General features: G+C 60.2%; 11 protein-coding genes. 8 read left to right on the top strand and 3 right to left on the bottom strand.

The window, feature by feature from the left end; all coding sequences use genetic code 11:
* Positions 1-26: 26 nt before the first annotated feature.
* On the bottom strand, positions 27-2,123 hold the full coding sequence (locus tag ACRQ1B_RS21470) for a bifunctional rhamnulose-1-phosphate aldolase/short-chain dehydrogenase (protein ID WP_432296084.1): 2,097 nt from the start codon (positions 2,121-2,123) through the stop codon (positions 27-29).
* A gap of 198 nt (positions 2,124-2,321) precedes the next feature.
* Between ACRQ1B_RS21470 and ACRQ1B_RS21475 the strand changes: the two genes are divergently transcribed.
* From ACRQ1B_RS21475 to ACRQ1B_RS21510, 8 genes are all read left to right on the top strand, one after another.
* Positions 2,322-3,140 carry a DeoR/GlpR family DNA-binding transcription regulator gene (locus ACRQ1B_RS21475; RefSeq protein WP_432296085.1) on the top strand — a complete coding sequence of 273 codons (819 nt, stop codon included), beginning with the start codon at positions 2,322-2,324 and terminating at the stop codon, positions 3,138-3,140.
* Positions 3,141-3,192: 52 nt separating this feature from the next.
* Entirely contained in the window at positions 3,193-4,188 is a 996-nt protein-coding gene (gene rhaS / locus ACRQ1B_RS21480) for a rhamnose ABC transporter substrate-binding protein (RefSeq protein ID WP_432296086.1), read from the top strand.
* 73 nt (positions 4,189-4,261) lie between these two features.
* Entirely contained in the window at positions 4,262-5,815 is a 1,554-nt protein-coding gene (locus ACRQ1B_RS21485) for a sugar ABC transporter ATP-binding protein (protein WP_432296087.1), read from the top strand.
* Between the two features lie 10 nt (positions 5,816-5,825).
* Positions 5,826-6,815: an ABC transporter permease gene (locus ACRQ1B_RS21490; RefSeq protein WP_432296088.1), complete on the top strand. Its 990-nt coding sequence runs from the start codon at positions 5,826-5,828 to the stop codon at positions 6,813-6,815.
* Positions 6,812-7,840 (top strand): ABC transporter permease, encoded by a 1,029-nt coding sequence (locus ACRQ1B_RS21495; protein WP_432296089.1) that lies wholly within the window; start codon positions 6,812-6,814, stop codon positions 7,838-7,840. Before ACRQ1B_RS21490 ends, ACRQ1B_RS21495 begins: the two co-directional genes overlap by 4 nt.
* Positions 7,837-8,157, top strand: coding sequence for an L-rhamnose mutarotase (rhaM, locus tag ACRQ1B_RS21500; protein ID WP_432296090.1), 321 nt, complete (start codon positions 7,837-7,839; stop codon positions 8,155-8,157). The genes ACRQ1B_RS21495 and rhaM overlap by 4 nt, the downstream gene beginning before the upstream one ends.
* On the top strand, positions 8,154-9,557 hold the full coding sequence (locus ACRQ1B_RS21505; RefSeq protein WP_432296091.1) for an FGGY-family carbohydrate kinase: 1,404 nt from the start codon (positions 8,154-8,156) through the stop codon (positions 9,555-9,557). Before rhaM ends, ACRQ1B_RS21505 begins: the two co-directional genes overlap by 4 nt.
* Positions 9,558-9,852: 295 nt before the next feature.
* Positions 9,853-10,761: a hypothetical protein gene (locus ACRQ1B_RS21510; protein WP_432296092.1), complete on the top strand. Its 909-nt coding sequence runs from the start codon at positions 9,853-9,855 to the stop codon at positions 10,759-10,761.
* Positions 10,762-10,847: 86 nt separating this feature from the next.
* On the opposite strand, the gene ACRQ1B_RS21515 is transcribed toward ACRQ1B_RS21510, so the two are convergent.
* The gene (locus tag ACRQ1B_RS21515) at positions 10,848-12,116 is read right to left on the bottom strand and encodes a GNAT family N-acetyltransferase (protein WP_432296093.1); all 1,269 of its coding nucleotides are present in this window, start codon (positions 12,114-12,116) and stop codon (positions 10,848-10,850) included.
* Entirely contained in the window at positions 12,113-13,531 is a 1,419-nt protein-coding gene (locus ACRQ1B_RS21520) for a lipopolysaccharide biosynthesis protein (protein WP_432296155.1), read from the bottom strand. The genes ACRQ1B_RS21515 and ACRQ1B_RS21520 overlap by 4 nt, the downstream gene beginning before the upstream one ends.
* Positions 13,532-13,659 lie beyond the last annotated feature (128 nt).

Consider the following 13,659-nt stretch of genomic DNA (forward strand, 5'->3'; position numbering starts at 1 on the left):
GAAAGGCAGGTGCAAATGTGCCTATATTAGCGCGTAAAACTCTGCGCGTTGCCGGCATCGACATTGATGATGTTGCCGGTCGATTTCGCGGAAAGATCGGAGGCGAGGAAATAGATGGCCTCGGCAATGTCCTCCGGGAACACGTTGAGCTTCAGCATCGAGCGCTTGCGGTAATGTTCCTCCAGCTCGCTGACGTCGATCTTGGAGGAGGTGGCCCGCTGTTCGCGCCACTCGCCGCTCCAGATTTTTGAGCCGCGCAGGACCGCATCCGGGTTGACCGTGTTGACGCGGATGCCGGCATCGGCCCCTTCCAGCGCCAGGCAACGGGCGAGGTGGATTTCGGCGGCCTTGGCCGTGCAATAGGCGGATGCGTTGGGCGAGGAAGCGAGGCCGTTTTTCGAGGCGACGAAAACGACATTGCCGCCCAGTTTCTGGCGACGGAACAGGCGGAACGCTTCACGCGACACAAGGAAATAACCGGTGGCCAGAATGTCGATATTCTTGTTCCACATGGCCAATGTCGTGTCTTCCACCGGTGCCGAAGAGGCGATGCCGGCATTGGAAACGAGGATATCGATGCCGCCGAATTCGACGGTGGCCTCCGTGAACGCCTTCTCGACGGCGTTTTCCGACGTCACATCCAGCTGTACGCCGCGTATTGCGTCAGCGCCAAAACGTTTTACGAAATCGGCATGGGCTTCGTCGAGCGCGGTCTGGTCGATATCGGCCAGAACCACGCAGGCGCCTTCACCGACAAGGCGCGCCGCAGTGGCGCGGCCGATGCCGCCGGCGCCGCCGGTGACGAAGGCGACCTGGCCGGCAAGGCTCTTTGGCTTGGGCATGCGCTGCAGCTTTGCCTCTTCCAGCAGCCAATATTCGATATCGAAAGCTTCCTGTTCCGGCAGGCCCTGATATTCCGACACGGTTGAGGCACCGCGCATGACGTTGATGGCGTTGACGTAGAACTCACCGGCGATGCGGGCCGTCGCCTTGTCCTTGGCAAAGGACAGCATGCCGACGCCCGGAACCAGGAAAATGACCGGGTTCGGATCGCGCATTTTTGGTGAGTTGTCGTGTTTGCAGGTCTCGTAATAACGGGTGTAATCGGCGCGGTAATCGTCCAACGCCTTGTCGAGGCCGGCGATCACGGCATCCGTATCCGGTTTCGCCGGATCGAAATCGACGATCAGCGGACGGATCTTTGTGCGCAAAAAGTGGTCGGGGCAGGAGGTGCCCAAGGCTCCGAGGGTCGCGAGGTTCTTCGAGTTGGCGAATTCGAGCACGGCGTCCTGATCATCGAAATGGCCAAGCTTGCGCTCCGAATTGCCGATGCGGCCACGGATTTCCGGCATCAGTCTTGCCGCGATGGCGCGGCGTTCGTCTGCGCTCAGGCTTTTCGCGACGGCGCCGCCAAAAATGGCCTTGCCGTCCGTTTCCTTGGCAAACCACTCGATCGCCTTGTTGATGATTTCGAGCGTCAGCAGGTAGCAATCCTTGGCATCATCGGCCCAGGTGAACAGGCCGTGGCTTTCGAGAACCACGCCCTTGGCGGTCGGGTTGGCCTTCACGAAGGCTTCGAGATCGAGGCCGAGCTGGAAACCGGGGCGGCGCCAGGGCAGCCAGCCGATATCGCTGCCAAAGATGTTTTGGGTCAGTTCGCGGGAATTCTTGGAGGCGGCGATTGCGATAATCGCATCCGGGTGCATGTGATCGACATGCGCAAAGGGTACAAAACCGTGCAGTGGCGTGTCGATCGAGGCAGCGCGCGGGTTGAGATTGAAGGTGCAGTGCGGCAGGAAACCGACCATGCGGTCTTCGTCTTCCACGCCCTTGTAGATGCCTTTCAGGGCTTCGAGCTTGTCCATGTAGAGGGTGGAGAAACCGTCAAGCTTGATGGTGCCGACATCGCCACCGGAGCCTTTCACCCACATGACCTTGACATTTTCGCCGGTCAGCGGATCGGTTTCCAGCACTTTTGCCGAGGTGTTGCCGCCACCGTAATTGGTGATGCGCTTGTCGCTGCCCAGAAGGTTGGAGCGATAGAGCAGTTTGCCCGGCTCATCGAGCTTTGCGGCGTAAGCATCATCCCAGCGGTTATCGAGTAGGCGGATCTGGCCCGACATGTCGTCCTCCCTGACGTTGTCTCCTGGCAGCGCTAGTCCTCCGGCGCGGCGTGTGCGACAGGATATCGCGCACTCGCTTGGCGCTTGTCAATCGTGTTCGATCAAAATCAATCATGTTGCGTCGCAACAGGAATATTCGTGATCGATGATGATTGACAAGTTTCAGAAACTGACAATAGTTGGCATCAGGAGGACCTCATGCACGAACGCGAACGCCATCGCATCATCTTAAGCGCGATCCAGGAAAAGCCTGTGATCACGGTGCAGGATATTGCCGATCTGACGGACGCGTCCGAGGCGACGATCCGGCGCGATATCGCGTCCCTGCATGTTCAGGGCAAGCTGCGTCGTGTGCGGGGCGGGGCGGAAGCGATGCATCCACCGCAGATCGGCCAGCTGGCTGCGCGTTCGTTCCGGGTGTCGGAATCGGTCAATATCGATAAAAAACGCTCAATCGCGCGTCAGGCCGTCGAACTGTGCGAGGAAGGCGAGTCGATCATCATCAATGGCGGCACGACGACCTTCCAGATGGTGCATTACATGGCGCTGCGGCGCATGCAGGTGATGACCAATTCGTTTGCGATCGCCGAACATCTGGTCAAGCATTCCAAGAACAATGTGACCGTGCCGGGCGGCACGATCTATCGCGAGCAGAGCCTGATCCTGTCGCCTTTCGACAATGACGCGATCCGCAATTTTTATGCCCGCCGCATCTTTATCGGCGCGCAGGGCATCGGCCCGCTCGGCATCATGGAGCCGGATGCGCTGGTGATCCAGAGCGAACAGAAGCTGATGCAACAGGCGGAAGAGCTGATCGTCTTGGTCGATTCGTCGAAATTCCAGCGGCGCTCGAGCATGATCCTGTGCCCGCTGGAGCGGGTGACGGCCATCATCACGGATGACGGTATCTCGGAAGAATCGATGCGCATGGTGGAGGATGCCGGCGTGCGACTGATCATTGCAGGGGCGGGCAATGCCGCTCAGGCGGATGAGGAGGATACCCCGTCGGTCGCTTGAGGGCGCGCGGGAGGAAATGGAAACCGGTTCAATCTTTGGGAGGAGAATTGACATGAAACTTGCGAAAAAACTGGCTTTGGGCGCGGCACTGGCCGTGGTGATGATGTCGTCCGCGGCGTCCGCCGCCGACATGAAGATCGCGCTTGTGGTGAAATCGCTCGGCAACGGCTTTTTCGAAGCCGCCAACAAGGGCGCGCAGGAAGCCGCCAAGGAACTCGGCGGTGTCGAGATCATCTATACCGGCCCGACCTCGACGACGGCGGAAGGCCAGATCGAGGTGATCAATTCGCTGATCGCTCAAGGCGTCGATGCCATCGCCATTTCCGCCAATGACCCGGATGCGGTCGTGCCGGCGCTGAAAAAGGCGGCGCAGCGTGGAATCAAGGTCATCTCGTGGGATTCGGGCGTTGCACCGGAAGGCCGTATCCTGCAGCTCAACCCGTCGTCCAACGAGTTGATCGGCAAGATGTGCCTGCAGCTGGCCGCCAGCCATCTTGAAGGCGGCAAGGGCGATTTCGCCATCCTGTCAGCCACCACCACCTCGACCAACCAGAATATCTGGATCGGCGAGATGAAAAAGCAGCTGAAGGATTTTGCCGGGCTCAACCTCGTCACGACGGTTTATGGCGACGACCTTGCCGACAAATCCTATCGCGAAGCGCAGGGGCTTCTGACCTCGCAGCCGAACGTCAAGGTCATCGTTGCGCCGACCACGGTTGGTGTGCTGGCTGCATCGCAGGCGGTGAAGGATGCCGGCAAGATCGGCCAGGTGTTTGTCACCGGTCTCGGCCTTCCGTCCGAAATGGCGGGTGCCATCAAGTCGGGTGCGACGAAGGAGTTTGCGATCTGGAACCCGATCGACCTCGGTTATTCCGCCACCCAGATTTCCTATCACCTCGTGAAGGGTGATGCCGACGGCAAGCCGGGTTCGGAAATCGAGGCCGGCCGCATGGGCAAGATCAAGATCGACGACAAGGGCGAAGCCGCCATGGCCGATCCGTTCATCTACGACGCCAAGAATATCGACGAGTTCTCGAAGATTTTCTGATCCCTCCCGGGACTTCGAGGTCCGGCGTCATTTCTGGCGCCGGGCCGACCATGATTTTCAAATGGCAGATGTGATGATGACTGCAGTCGAAAAGACCGGCGCGGAGACTTTTCCTGTTGGGGATGCAACGCCCGTCAGGCCAATGCCTGTTCTGGAAATGCGCGGCATTTCGCAGATTTTTCCGGGCGTGAAGGCGCTGGATGGCGTCAGCATTTCACTGCATGCCGGCGAAGTCACCGCCCTTATTGGTGAAAACGGTGCCGGCAAATCGACGCTCGTGAAAATCCTGACCGGTATCTATCGGCCCAGCGAAGGCGAGATCGTCATCGACGGCCAGCCGGTCGCTTTTGCCAGTGCGCAGGATGCGATCGATGCCGGTGTCACGGCCATCCATCAGGAAACCGTGCTGTTCGACGAGTTGACGGTGGCGGAAAACATCTTTCTCGGCCATGCGCCGAAAAAACGTTTCGGTCTGATCGACTGGAAGACCATGAATACGCGTGCCGGCGAATTGCTGCATGCGCTGGAAAGCGAGATCGACCCGACCATCCGGCTCAAGGATCTGTCGATTGCGCAGCGACACCTCGTGGCGATAGCCCGCGCGCTGTCGGTCGAGGCGCGTATCGTCATCATGGATGAGCCGACAGCCGCCCTATCCCGCAAGGAAATCGATGACCTCTTTCGTATCGTCGAGGGCCTGAAGAAACAGGGCAAGGCGATCCTGTTCATCAGCCACAAGTTCGATGAGCTTTATGAAGTTGCCGAAAATTTCGTGGTGTTTCGTGATGGCCGCGCTGTTGGGCATGGCCGTCTGGCCGATACGCCGCAGGATGCCATCGTGCGGATGATGGTCGGTCGCGATGTCGAAAACATCTTTCCCAAGGTGGCGGTATCGATTGGTGCGACGGTGCTGTCCGTCGAAAACTACTGTCACCCGACCGAATATCGCGACATTTCCTTCGATCTGAAGCGTGGCGAGATTCTTGGTGTCTACGGGCTCATCGGTGCCGGTCGCTCCGAGCTTTGCCAGTCGCTGTTCGGTGTGTCGCAACCGTCTTCCGGGCGTCTTGCGCTAGAAGGAGAGGATCTCAAGATCCGTTCGTCGCGCGATGCGATTGCCGCCGGTATCGTTTATGTGCCGGAAGAGCGTGGCCGTCATGGTCTGGCGCTGCCCATGCCGATCTTTCAGAACATGTCGCTGCCTTCGCTTGCCCGCACTTCGCGGTCAGGTTTCCTGAAGGCTGCCAACGAGCTGGCTCTGGCGCGCAAATATGCCGAGCGGCTGGATCTGCGCGCTGCTGCCCTTTCCGTGCCGGTCGGCACGCTTTCGGGCGGCAATCAGCAGAAGGTGGTGATCGGCAAATGGCTGGCGACGCTGCCAAAAGTGATCATCCTCGATGAACCGACCAAGGGCATCGATATCGGCTCAAAGGCCGCCGTCCACGGCTTCATCAGCGAACTCGCCTCGGAAGGTCTGTCGATCATCATGGTCTCGTCGGAACTGCCGGAAATTCTCGGTATGTCGGATCGTGTTCTGGTCATGCGCGAGGGGCTGATGGCCGGCATGTTCGATCGTGATCAGTTGAGCGCCGAGACTTTGGTGCGCGCCGCCACCGGAAATGCGTGAGGACGCGACGATGAAAAAACTCCTGAAACACCGCGAACTTCTTCTGGTCGGCATCATCGCCATCATGGTGGCCGGTTTTGCCACGCGTGCGCCCGGTTTCGCGACACCCGGCAATCTCGCCAATATCTTTAACGACACCTCGATCCTGATCATTCTGGCGCTTGGCCAGATGACGGTGATCCTGACGAAATCGATCGACCTTTCGGTCGCTGCCAATCTCGCCTTCACCGGCATGGCGGTGGCAATGCTGGATGCCGCCTATCCGGGCCTGCCGCTGGCGCTTCTGGTGGTACTGGCAATCGGCATCGGTGCAGTGCTGGGCGCCATCAACGGTTATCTCGTCTGGGCTTTGCAGATCCCGCCGATCGTGGTGACGCTTGGCACGCTCACCATCTATCGCGGCATGGCCTTCGTTCTCTCCGGTGGCGCTTGGGTCAATTCGCATCAGATGACGCCCGGTTTTCTCAATTTCCCGCGTGTCTCGGTGCTCGGCATGCCGCTCCTGTCGTGGATTGCCATCGTCATCGTTCTTCTGATGTGGGGGGGGCTGACCCGCACGCCGTTCGGCCGGGCCGCCTATGCCTCCGGCGGCAATCCGACCGCTGCCGTTTATGCCGGCATCGATATCGGCAAGACGCGGTTTTTCGCCTTCGTTCTTTCCGGAGCCTTAGCGGGCCTTGCCGGTTATCTCTGGGTGTCGCGTTATGCGGTCGCCTATGTCGATGTCGCGGCCGGCTTCGAGCTTGATACGGTGGCGGCGAGCGTCATCGGCGGCATTTCCATTGCCGGCGGTATCGGTTCGGTTGCCGGTGCGGTGCTCGGCGCGCTGTTTCTTGGCGTCATCAAGAATGCACTGCCTGTCATCGGTATCTCACCATTTGCGCAGATGGCCATTTCCGGCATCGTCATCGTGCTCGCCGTCGTCTTCAACGCTCGCGCCGAACGTCGGGCCGGGCGTATCATTCTGCGCGATCGAGGCGCCAAGGAGGTTTCCGCATGAGTGACGCGATCATCGAAAACCAGAGTGAAGAGCCGCGCGCGCGGCAAAAAATTCCCGATCGTCTCGGCACGCCGGTCAGCCGTCTGCTCGGCAGCTGGGAAGTGCTGTTGTTCGGCGTGGCGGTGGTGATTTTTGTCGCCAACTCGTTTGCCTCGCCATACTTCCTCAATGCCTGGAACCTGTCCGACGCTACATTCAATTTCACCGAAAAGGCGATGATCGCCTTTGCCATGGCGATGCTCGTCATTGCCGGTGAGATCGATCTGTCGGTTGCCGCCATCATTGCGCTGGCCTCCACCGCCATGGGGGCGGCGGCGCAGATGGGTATCGGCACGCCGGGGCTGGTGGCGATCGGCATCGGTGTCGGGCTTGCCTGCGGCGCCATCAACGGCACGCTGGTTTCCGTGCTGAAACTGCCGTCCATCGTCGTCACCATCGGTACGATGAGCCTGTTTCGCGGCATTTCCTATATCGTGCTGGGTGATCAGGCCTATGGCAAATATCCCGCAGATTTTGCCTTTTTCGGGCAGGGTTATGTTGTCTGGGTGTTTTCGTTCGAATTCGTGCTGTTCATCGTGCTGGCCGTCATCTTCGGCATTCTGCTGCACGCCACCAATTTCGGCCGCCAGATCTATGTGATCGGCAACAATGAATTTGCCGCGCGCTTTTCCGGCATTCCAGTGGAGCGCATCAAGTTCAAGCTCTTTCTGCTGACCGGTCTGATGTCCGGCATCGCCGCCGTTTGTCTTACATCACGGCTGGGTTCGACACGACCGTCTATTGCTCAGGGCTGGGAGCTGGAGGTTGTGACTATGGTGGTGCTTGGCGGTGTTTCTATTCTTGGCGGTGCCGGCACGATTGCCGGTGTCGTGATTGCCGCTTTCGTCATGGGCTTCGTCACGTTCGGCCTTGGCCTTTTGAATGTGCCGGGCATCGTCATGTCGATTTTTGTCGGCCTTCTTTTGATCATCACCATCGCGCTGCCCATCGTGGCCCGGCGCATCAGGCATATGAGAAACACATGATTTTGGAAAAACACGCATTCAAGATGAAACTTCATCCGGGCATGGAGGTGGAATACCGCAAGCGTCATGACGAGATCTGGCCGGAGCTCAGCGCGTTGTTGCGGGAGGCGGGGGTGCGTGATTATTCGATCCATCTCGACCGCGAAACCAACATTCTCTTTGGCGTGCTGTCGCGTCCGGTCGATCATTCCATGGCAAGCCTGCCCGAGCATCCGGTGATGAAACGCTGGTGGGCGCATATGGCCGATATCATGGAGAGCAACCCGGACAATTCGCCGGTCGAGAGCGATCTCGTGACGGTGTTTCATCTGCCATGAGTGATTTTGGGGGGAGTGATTTCAGACGTATTGCGGTTCTTGATATCGGCAAGACCAATGCCAAGGTCGTTGTGGTCGATGTCGCGAGCGGTGGCGAAGTGGCGGCGGTCAAAATGCCGAACCGGGTTGTCGCAGGCCCGCCATATCCGCATTATGACGTCGATGGCATCTGGTCTTTCATGCTTGCGGCTCTGGCGCGCTTCGCTATCGAGCCGGGTTACGATGCCATTTCCATCACCACGCATGGTGCCTGCGCCGCTTTGCTGGATGCGGATGGAGCACTGGCGCTGCCGGTTCTGGATTATGAGCACAGTTATCCGCAACCGATCCGTGAGGCTTACGCATCGTTGCGGCCCCCCTTTACGGAAACCGCGTCGCCACCGCTCTCCGGCGGTCTCAATCTCGGCGCACAGTTTCACTATCAGAAAGCGAACTTTCCGGAAAAATTCGCCCGCGTGGCGACGATCCTGACCTATCCACAATACTGGGCCTTTCGGTTGACCGGTATTGCGGCAAACGAGGTAACCTCGCTCGGCTGCCATACCGATCTCTGGCAGCCAAGCCGCGGTGAATATTCGGCACTGGTCGATGCGCTTGGCATCCGCCATCTGATGGCGCCTGTCCGATCGGCTTTCGACGCTATCGGTCCTGTCCTGCCTGAGATCGCGCAGAAGCAGGGGCTCGGCGGGGCTGTGCCGGTTTTCTGCGGCATTCACGATTCGAATGCCTCGCTGTTGCCGCATCTGCTTGAGCGCGAGGTTCCGTTCTCCGTAGTCTCTACCGGTACCTGGGTCGTCAGCTTTGCCGTCGGTGGTCAGATCGCCGGGCTCGATCCCGCGCGTGATACGCTTGCCAATGTCGATGCCCACGGTCGTGCCGTTCCATCCTCCCGTTTCATGGGCGGACGTGAATTCGAAATGCTCACCTCGGATTGGCCGCAACCTGCGTCCGATGATGTCACCTCCGCGGTTGCGGACCTGCTGAGATCCGGCCGCATGCTGTTGCCGAGCATTGTTCACGGGACTGGCCCGTTTCCTGACAGGGAACACGAAATGGTGGGCAGGCGGGTCGAAACCGCTGCCGAAGCGCATGCGCTGGCATCGCTGTATGCTGCGTTGATGACCGACGCCTGCCTCGATCTGCTGGGTGCCGGTGGGGACACGATTGTCGAGGGGCCTTTTGCCGGGAATGCAATCTATCTTCGGCTGCTTGCGGCCCTGACTGCTCGCGACGTCCTGGCCGTCTCCGGTTCGACGGGAACGAGTGCCGGAGCGGCACTTCTGACAGGCGTGCGGTTGCTGCCCACCGCATTTCGGCGGGCCGAGCCTTTCCCGCAAACCCGGCTTTCATCGTATAAGCGCCTGTGGCGGGAAAACCTTGGCATGACAGCCTTCGCCTGATCCGCTTTGCGCAAGAGACGGGTTGTTCCTCGGGTGCCGAGCCATCGAAATACCGTTATCTGGTTCTTGCAGCGGTCATTCCCCAATATCTGTTGGTGTGTCATCGAAGGTCGCCAGAGGTATCATCGCACCCTAAAACCCGAAAAATGTCTCGATTTGAAACGCATTTTCCGGGTGCGTTGCAGCAATTAATTCTTGCTTTGGTTGAATTATGTAAAGCTAAAACAGAAATCGAAAAACATGCTCTACTACACTCACAGCCTCGCAAACGCCGAGGTATTGAGAGGAGAATGACATGCGCAAGTCGAGTAAAGTTCTGGTTCTGTCTGTATGTCTCTTGCTTCCGGTTGCATCTGGCGCCTTTGCGCAAGCGCTTGGCGGTGGTGGTGGCGGCGGTCTTGGTGGCGGCGGCGGTCTTGGTGGTCTGGGCGGTGGTAACGGCGGCGGGCTGGGGCTTGGCGGTCTCGGCGGTGTCAGCGTTGGCAGCAGCAATGGCGGTCTTGGTATCGGTGCATCGGTTGGCGGCATCAATGCCGGCGTGGGTGTTGGCGGCGGCGGCCTTGGCGTCGGCGCGTCTGCCGGCGGTGCAAACGGTGTGAATGCCGGCGTCGGTGTCGGCACCAGCAATGGCGTGAGCGCCGGTGTCGGCGCATCGGTCGGTGGCAGCAACGGCGTCAATGCGGGCCTCGGCGCCAATGTCGGGAACGGCGTGAATGCGGGCCTTGGCGCCAATGTCGGCGGTACGAGCGGCTTGAGTGCCGGTGTCGGTGCTGCTCTTGGTCGAGACGGTATCGATGCAAGCACCACGGCGTCGATCGGCGGTGCCGGTGGCGTGAATGCCGGTGTCGGCGCCGCGATTGGCGGCGGTCGTGGTATCAACGCCAACGTCAATGCTTCGGTTGGCGGAACCAGTGCCAATGTCGGCGTCGGTATCGGCGGCCGCGGCACGACCCCAGGCGGCACGACTCCCGGTGGAACGACCCCGGGTGGCGTGACCCCCGGCGGGACGACCCCCGGTGTGACCTCGCCTGGAACCAGCACCGGCCCGAGAACACCCTCGGCTGCTCTGCAGGCCTATAACCGGATGTCGAGCACCGAGCGCAAGAAATTGCTGATCACCTGCCGTGGCGTGCTGAGCGGCGGCGGCTACGACGCATCGCTGGTTTCGCTCTGCAAGCTTTTGAACGCCAGCGCCAAGCGCTAAACAATAACCTCCCGAAAAACCCAGGGTTTCGGCCCTGGGTTTTTTTATGCCCGCAAAATGCGATCGGCAGAACCGCCCTGGATGCCTCAGCCGTGGCGGCCGGCGATCGCCATGATCTTCTGCCGCAGCATGCGGGCGACGTTGCGGGTGTTGCGGTAAAAATGCAGCTGGCTGGCCGCCTGGCGCATGTCGCGGTCGACATTCGAGCGCAGGCCGATCAGGACCGTGCCCATCTCCTCGCGTTCTTCCCAGAAACGGCTCATGATCGGGTGATCCGGCACGGCGCAGCTGTCGGTGCGCATGATGTTGGCGTCGTCGAGATGCCAGTCGGTCAGCTTCATCATCAAGAGCTTGCCCGGCGAGAAGCGGGAATAGCTTTCGTCATAGGCTGTCTTCCACGTATAGGCCTCGCCGGCCATGACGAAGACGACGAGGCTTGCGATCGCGCGGCCCTCGAAATCGATTGTGTGGATACGTACGGCATCGGCTTCGGAGAGATTGCTGATCGCCTCGCGCGCGAAGGCGGCGCGGTAGCGGTCATTGATGAGGGCGGTGCGCTTGCGGCCTTTCCAGCCTTTCGCTTCCAGCGACAGAAACTCTTCGGTGCGCTTGCGGATTTCAGCCGGCTGGCGCGCGACATTGTAGGAGAGGGCGCCTTCCTTTTCGAGCAGGCGCCACTGCCGGCGCATGTCGCGCAGATGGCCTGACGTCATCGCCTGTTTCAGATAGGCATCACCGTCGAGCAGACTTTCCAGCATGGGGCGCTGGTACTGGCCGGTAATGCTGACCGGCAGTTCACGGCTGATGGCGACGGCGCGCAGCAATTGCGCAAAACGCCCGTTGAGGCGCAGGTCCGGCAGGACCAGGATGGACGGCAGTTTTGCCTGACGCGAGCCGAGTGCCTCGAGCAGGTTGTCGATCGTTTCGGCTGCATCCTCGGCATCAACAAGCGGCGTGCCAAGCGGACCGAACGGGTTTGCCCAGACGCGGATGATCGGCGGCCCCATGGAGAAGCCCGGCTTTTCGACGGAATAGGGCATGAGCAGGCGCATGCGGCTGCGGCCATCGCGGTCGTCGCGGATCAGCGCCAGACGGACGTCGCGATCTTCCACACGCGGCATGGCGGGTGCCAGAAGGCGACCGGAAAAGAAGATGTTCGGCTCCATCACGCGGTTGGAGAGAAAGTCGAGTTCTTCCTGCAGATCGTAGCCCAGCGCGGCCGGATAGATGGACATGTGGCGCCCGGACCGGCCGACATCGACCGTGACTTCTGCATCCGGTCGCTCGATGCGGGTGAGTTCGCGTGCATCCGGAGCCTGCTGATAAACATCGTTGCTGATCGGTGGCAGGGTCATGATTTGGCTTTCGCGATTTTATGGGCGGGGCGCGGATCGGCAAAGGCAAACAGCACGATGCCGAGGACGCGGCGCACGGCGATGTGTAGAAGCACGGCTTCCACCACCATCGCGCCGGCCGTTGCCGATGCCGCGCCCACCAGCCCGAAATGCGGGATGAGGGTCAGGTTGAGGCCGATATTGGCGGCCAGTGTCACGGCATAAAGCGCGACGCAGAGTTTTTGTTTTCCGGCCATGGTGAGCAGGATCTCGCCCGGACCGATCGATGCCTTCGAAAGGATACCCGCAAACAGAATGACCATCAGGATGTAGCCTGACGTGAAGGCAGAGCCGAACAGGGAGAGAAGGAATTCTCCCAGCGCCAGAACACACAGCCCGACGCCGAGCGCCGGCCAGAAGGCCCAGCGGGCTGCCTGACCGGCAAAGGTTGCAAGCGCCTCATCGTCGTGGGCGGCCATGATGGCGGAGAATCGCGGCGCGGCCGCCGCCTTCACGGAGAAGTACACGAACTGGACGAGCGCGATTGTCTTGGCTGCCGCGTAATAGACGCCGACCTGATCCGGCGGCATGTAAAGGCCGACCACGACGACATCGGAATTGGTGAGGAGGAAACCGATGCCGTCGACGAGGAAGATCGGCAGCGAGAACTTCATCCAGGGCAGGATGCTGAAGCGCAATGCGCCGCGACCGTAATTTTTGCGCAGGCGCCAGGTGATGCGGATGAACTGGAACAGCGTTGTCGCATAGGTGGCGGCGAGCGCTGCCGTCATCGCGGTCACTGCCGTGCGCGGCTCGCCGATCCAGACGGCCAAAAGCATGAAGGCGAGGATGAGGACGGGGCGGATGATATAGGTGGGCGACAGCGCCGTCACCGTCCAGCCATGGGCGCGGGCAGTGCCGTCGAGCACGTCGCCGAGCGCGATCATCGGCAACGTGAACAGGGCGAGGAACAGAGGTATCATCCAGTATTCGGCGATCTTTTCGCCGGCAAAATGCAGCAGGACGAAACCGATGGCGGCAAGGATGCTGGCTGAAACCATGGCAAAGACGCGCACGGTCCATGTCAGGCCGCGCACCAGACTGTGGTCGTTTTCGGAATGGTGTATCGGCAGGAAGCGGATGACCGCCGTGTGCATGCCGAGGCAGGAGAGATTGCCGAACACCACGACCAGAACCCAGACGAAGGCAAAGATGCCGTATTCGAATTCGCCCATCAGGCGGGCCTGAATGATCTGGGAGAGGAAGGCGATGCCGGCACTGATCACGCGGATCACGAAGGCGATGAGCGCCATGCGTTGCGAGCGAGCGGTGTCGTTGTCGTCGGTCAGCACGGATTGCAGCCGGGACAGGACCGGTGCGGCCCGCCGACGCAAGACATGCGGGAGCTGACGCTCCGCAAACTGGATGACCGTCACCAGGGACACGCAATACTCGCAATGACGCAGATATACAGCTGTGTAGACTGTCAGAACAGCGTTAAGAAACTGTTTCCATTAGCAATGTCTGCTAAACAGGAATTCTAAATTCCACAGGTTTCCAGCCA

This window comes from Endobacterium panacihumi, assembly GCF_050847465.1.
Taxonomy (GTDB): domain Bacteria; phylum Pseudomonadota; class Alphaproteobacteria; order Rhizobiales; family Rhizobiaceae; genus Neorhizobium; species Neorhizobium panacihumi.

Bases quoted from the DNA above. Each gene is read 5' to 3' on its own strand.
- ACRQ1B_RS21485 (WP_432296087.1), top strand. From the start codon at position 4,262: ATGATGACTGCAGTCGAAAAGACCGGCGCGGAGACTTTTCCTGTTGGG.
- ACRQ1B_RS21515 (WP_432296093.1), bottom strand. From the start codon at position 12,116: ATGACCCTGCCACCGATCAGCAACGATGTTTATCAGCAGGCTCCGGAT.
- rhaS (WP_432296086.1), top strand. From the start codon at position 3,193: ATGAAACTTGCGAAAAAACTGGCTTTGGGCGCGGCACTGGCCGTGGTG.
- ACRQ1B_RS21475 (WP_432296085.1), top strand. From the start codon at position 2,322: ATGCACGAACGCGAACGCCATCGCATCATCTTAAGCGCGATCCAGGAA.
- ACRQ1B_RS21470 (WP_432296084.1), bottom strand. From the start codon at position 2,123: ATGTCGGGCCAGATCCGCCTACTCGATAACCGCTGGGATGATGCTTAC.
- rhaM (WP_432296090.1), top strand. From the start codon at position 7,837: ATGATTTTGGAAAAACACGCATTCAAGATGAAACTTCATCCGGGCATG.
- ACRQ1B_RS21490 (WP_432296088.1), top strand. From the start codon at position 5,826: ATGAAAAAACTCCTGAAACACCGCGAACTTCTTCTGGTCGGCATCATC.
- ACRQ1B_RS21495 (WP_432296089.1), top strand. From the start codon at position 6,812: ATGAGTGACGCGATCATCGAAAACCAGAGTGAAGAGCCGCGCGCGCGG.
- ACRQ1B_RS21505 (WP_432296091.1), top strand. From the start codon at position 8,154: ATGAGTGATTTTGGGGGGAGTGATTTCAGACGTATTGCGGTTCTTGAT.
- ACRQ1B_RS21510 (WP_432296092.1), top strand. From the start codon at position 9,853: ATGCGCAAGTCGAGTAAAGTTCTGGTTCTGTCTGTATGTCTCTTGCTT.